Consider the following 753-nt stretch of genomic DNA (forward strand, 5'->3'; position numbering starts at 1 on the left):
ATAAAATCGCCAATATTTAAACTTGCCATTTGATTAACCGCTGGAATTCCCAAAACCGCCATCTCTCCGTTTCTTTTTAGCATGCCCATATACATATTTAAATCGTATCTTGTTGGTATCGTGCTGATTATATAATTTAAAGTGTTATTGAGGTTTTGCAAATCGCTTGGATTATTTACATTAACATATCTAACCGCTCCCATATTCAAAGCGTCTTGTCTCTTATCTTCCGTTATATCGAAAACAGTAACTTCCGCTCCAAGTTTAACAGCGTATTGAACAGCCATGTGTCCGAGTCCGCCGAAACCAGCGACTCCCACTTTATCGCCGCTTTTTACTTTCATTACTTGAATAGGCGAATATGTCGTCACTCCCGCACAAAGCAACGGAGCGACTTTTTCCATTTGAGCGTTTGAAGGAATCAAAATCGCAAACTTTTCAGAAACGACTATATTATCCGAATATCCGCCTTGAGTAATTTCGTTATCATGAAATCTGTCGATATTGTCGTAAGTAAATACTCCGCCGTTCAAACAATATTGTTCCTGATTGTCAAGGCAATTCTCACATTCTCCGCAGCTATTAACCATGCATCCTACTCCCGCGTAATCGCCGACTTTGAATTTTGTCACCGCGCTTCCAACTTGAACCACTCTTCCCGCTATTTCATGCCCAACGACTACGGGATAAGGCGCCTCTCCCCAATCTCCGTTAACGCTATGTATATCGCTGTGGCAAATTCCAGCGTAAAGG

1 protein-coding gene is annotated in these 753 nt (G+C 41.6%); it reads right to left on the reverse strand.

The annotated features are described in order from the left end of the window. On the reverse strand, window positions 1-753 hold a 753-nt coding region (locus tag EZH24_RS12985; protein ID WP_137999439.1), incomplete at both ends, for an NAD(P)-dependent alcohol dehydrogenase.

This window comes from Brachyspira catarrhinii (assembly GCF_005518285.1).
In the GTDB taxonomy this organism is placed as follows: domain Bacteria; phylum Spirochaetota; class Brachyspiria; order Brachyspirales; family Brachyspiraceae; genus Brachyspira; species Brachyspira catarrhinii.